This is a genomic window from Mycobacterium sp. (genome assembly GCF_035623875.1).
Lineage (GTDB): Bacteria > Actinomycetota > Actinomycetes > Mycobacteriales > Mycobacteriaceae > Mycobacterium.
The window spans coordinates 1-3,853 of record NZ_DASPSP010000030.1 but is presented as its reverse complement, the minus strand read 5'-3'; the positions used below and the strand labels follow the sequence as shown (position 1 = coordinate 3,853).

The 3,853-nt window shown below is 66.5% G+C and carries 1 protein-coding gene and 1 pseudogene; both read left to right on the top strand.

What is annotated here, in order from left to right; genetic code table 11:
• Positions 1 to 1,650: pseudogene (locus VEI45_RS02810) on the top strand (LuxR family transcriptional regulator); the annotation flags it as partial.
• Between the two features lie 353 nt (positions 1,651 to 2,003).
• The coding region (locus VEI45_RS02805) for an ATP-binding protein (RefSeq protein WP_324849924.1) at positions 2,004 to 3,853 on the top strand (1,850 nt) is incomplete at its 3' end.

The window sequence follows — 3,853 nt, the reverse complement described above, 5'->3', positions numbered from 1 at the left end:
GTAGAGGTTTTGGCCGCTGCGGAGGTGCTGGACTGGGAGATCCTGCGCGGGCTTTGCGATGCCGACGCGGTGGCAAGCCTTGAGCGCCATGGCGTGATCCAGTTGGTCGCCGACGAATCACACACTGTGGCGCGGTTGGCTCACCCCCTCATCGGTGAAGTGGCGATGCAACGCGCTGGGGTGGTGCGTTCGCGGCAGCTCAATGGCATGCTGGCACAACATCTTCGGAAGCACCTGCGGGCGGAAGAGCGGCGGTCGAGGTTGCCTGACGTGCGCACCAAGATCCAGCTGGCGCAGTTCATGATGCGAAGCGACCTCGCCTCGGACCCCGATGTGATCATCGATGCGGCGGCGAGCGCGATGACCATGTCGAACATAGCTCTCGGCGAAGAGCTGGCGCGGTTCGCGTTCGATCGCGGCGGGGGCTTGGCGGCTGCGGTCGTGCTTGCTGAGGCGATGGGCTGGCAGGGACGCGGCGACGAGGTCGAGGCAGTGCTTGGTGCCTTTGGCCCCGATGGTGCCGATGAGTTGCTGACCGCGCGATGGGGCTGTGTGCGCGCCATGAATTTGTTCTTCAATCGCGGGCAGGTCGAGCAGGCACGGCAGGTACTCGCCAACGTGATGGATCGCATCAATTCCGAGGCGATCGTCAGTTACGTCGCAGCAGTCGAGGTGTTGTTTACGTGCTTCTCCGGCGACATACCGACCACGATCGAGACCGGTCTGGCCCTGTGTGCATCGGGTGTGCTGCCGTTGGCGACGGTGTGGGCGGCTGTGCCGACGTGCTGGGCGTTGGCGCTCGCCGGGCGGTTTGGCGACGTTCACCGCGTAGCGGAGGCGGGGCTGCGAGCGGCTGCGCTCGCCCAACCGGGAGCGTTACCCAGGATCGGGTTGGCTGAGGTGATGGCGTTGACGGCCGTCGGTGATTTTCCGGCGGCCGAGCGGGTTTGGGAACGTCATGCTCCGACGGCCACGGTGGGTCCTGAGGCAGACGCCTTCGTGCACGCGGTGCCCGGGCTTGTGCACCTTGCCCGTGGTGCGCTGCCGTCCGCCTGCGCTGCATTTCGCGACTCGATGTCGGCAATGTCGCGTGGTTTTACGTCGGTCTGGTCGATGCCGGTGGCAGCCTGGTGGGCGCAGGCCGAAGGGGCGCGGGGAGATGGTGAGGCGGCCGCTGCCGCGCTGCGCAGTGCGGAGGAAGCCTACGGACTACACCTAGCCGTGTTCTTGCCGGAACTTGAGTTGGCCCGGGCCTGGGAGCGGGCGGCCGTCGGCCAGACCACGGCCGCCCGGATGCACGCGGTGCGTGCCGCGCAGATCGCGCACCAATCCGGGATGGACGCTGTGGAGATGCGCGCTGCATACCGCGGTCCGGTTCGGTTACCGTTCGCAGAGCGCGAGGCTAGAGGAGCTCGCCGCGACGTTGAACACTCCGTTGGCGGTGGCGCTTGCCGCCGACGCGGCGGGCGAACACGCGCGCACCGGCCAGCGCGGCAAGGAAGTCGAGTCGGCAGCCCGCGCGCACGGGCTGGCCGGTGCGCGCGTGTGCCGCGGCCCACCCGCTGGGCGATCAGCGGCCGGGAACGCGAGATCGCGATGCCGGTCGCGGCCGGGCTGTCCAACCGCCAGATCGCCGATCGGTTGTTTCTTATCGCTGTATCCCGCTTTGCTAAATAGCGCCCGGGTTAAGTAGCGCGGGTGTAATATTTCGCTCCCTCTCCTTGAGTTCCGCGTGCGATCCTTCGGGCCTGATGAATTGGAGGCGGTGCGCCCCCAGGAAGCAGGTAGTGCGCTACTCAAGCGCGATGCCACACCGCAGGCGGAACCTGTACCCCAGGTTACTTGGAGGTGATCCATTCACCATGGCTGAACGTTCTCTGACGACGCTGCGGCAACAACGAGCGAACCGGTGGCCCAGTAGGTGGGGAGTTCCGGTGCGCGGGGAGTCGGAATTGGCGGCCGGGTGGCCGATAGTCGCTCGCGATGATGAGCTTCGCCGGGCGATGGCGACGCTCGATGCCGGCGCGGAGGTTAGTGGTGTCGCGCTGGTGGGTGAGGCCGGGGTTGGCAAGTCGACACTGGCTCGCACGCTTGCCAAGATCTTGGGGTCGCAGCAGCAGACGGTGCGGTTTGTGCTGGGCACCGAGGCCGGTCGCGGCGTCCCGTTGGGGGCGTTCCACCGGTTGGTGACTGTCGATGCCGCGTATGAACCCTCCGTGATGCTGGCCGCTGCGCACCGAACATTGGAGCAGGAAGAAGGCCGGGTCGTCGTCGTTGACGACGCCCAGTTGCTTGATGCGTTGTCGGCGACGTTGGTGCACCAGCTCGCCGTCAGCGGCGGTACCCGATTGATCGTGGTGATCCGCTCGGGTGACGCGGTGCCGGACGCGGTGACGGCGCTGTGGAAAGAGCAGCTGTTGTTCCGCCTGGATATCAACACGTTCACCCGGGCGCAAACCGGGGAACTCGCCCGCAGGGTGCTCGGCGACGACGTCGAGAGCCGGCTCATCGACGAGCTGTACCGCCGAACTGCGGGCAATCCGCTGATGCTGCGGGGCCTGCTGAGCGCCGGTCGTGAGAGCGGTGCGCTGGTGCGCGTCGAACACGGCTGGCGGCTTCGAGGTTCGCTGCGTGCAGATCGCCAACTCTTCGATCTTCTTGAGTTTCGGCTGCGATCGTTGGCCGCCGAGGAATTGGAGGCGGTAGAGGTTTTGGCCGCTGCGGAGGTGCTGGACTGGGAGATCCTGCGCGGGCTTTGTGATGCCGACGCGGTCGCACGTCTCGAGCGCCGCGGGTTGATTCAGCTCGTCGCGGACGGGTCAGACCTGCTGGTGCGGCTGAACCACCCCGTCATTGGTGAGGCGGCAATCCAACGCGCCGCGGTGGTGCGCTTGCGGCAGCTTAACGGCATGCTGGCACAACAACTTCAGAAGAAAATGCAGACACAAGAGCAGTGGTCGAGGTTGCCGGACGTGCGCACCCGGATACAGCTGGCCCAGTTCATGATGCGCAGCGATCTGGCGCCAGACCTCGACGTGATCATCGAGGCAGCGAGGAGCGCGGTGACCATGTCGGACATTGCACTCGGCGAGGAGCTGGCCCGATTCGCGTTCGATCACGGCGGTGGCCTGCCGGCGGCGATCGTGCTTGCTAGGGCGCTGAGTTTGCAGGGACGCGGCGACGAGACCGAGGCAGTGCTCGCCGACCTCGACCCCCCCGATGGTGCCGATGAGTGGCTGATCGTGCAGTGGGGGGGTCTGCGCGCCTTGGGCCTGTTCTTTAACTGCGGGCAGGTCGAGCAGGCACGGCAGGTACTCGCCGACGTGAAGAATCGTGTCGCTTCCGAGGCTTTGGTCGTTCTCCTCACGGCCCTGGAGGTGTCGTTTGGGTTCTTCTCCGGCGATGTTGCGACAGCGATCGAGACCGGGCCGAGCTTGTGTGGATCGGATGTGTTGCCGTTGGCGGCGTTGTGGGCGGCGGTGGCAACGTCGTGTGCGTTAGCCCTCGCCGGCCGGTTTGGCGAAGTTCACCGGATAGCGGATGCGGGGTTGCGGGCGGCTGCGCTCAGCGAATGGGGATCGCAACGGTATGCCATTGGGTTGGCTGAGGTCATGGCGTTGACTGCGGCCGGGGATTTCGCGGCGGCCGAGCGGGTTTGGGAACGCTTTGCCGCGATGGCCGCGGGCGTGCCGGCAGCAAACGCGATGGTGGACGCGATGCTCGGGCTTGTGAAGCTTGCCCGGGGTGCGCTGCCGTCGGCCTGTGCTGCATTCCACGACTCGATGTCGGCGATGTCGCAGGGTTTTCCGTCGCCCTGGACGATGCTGGTGGCGGCCTGGTGCGCGCAGGCCGA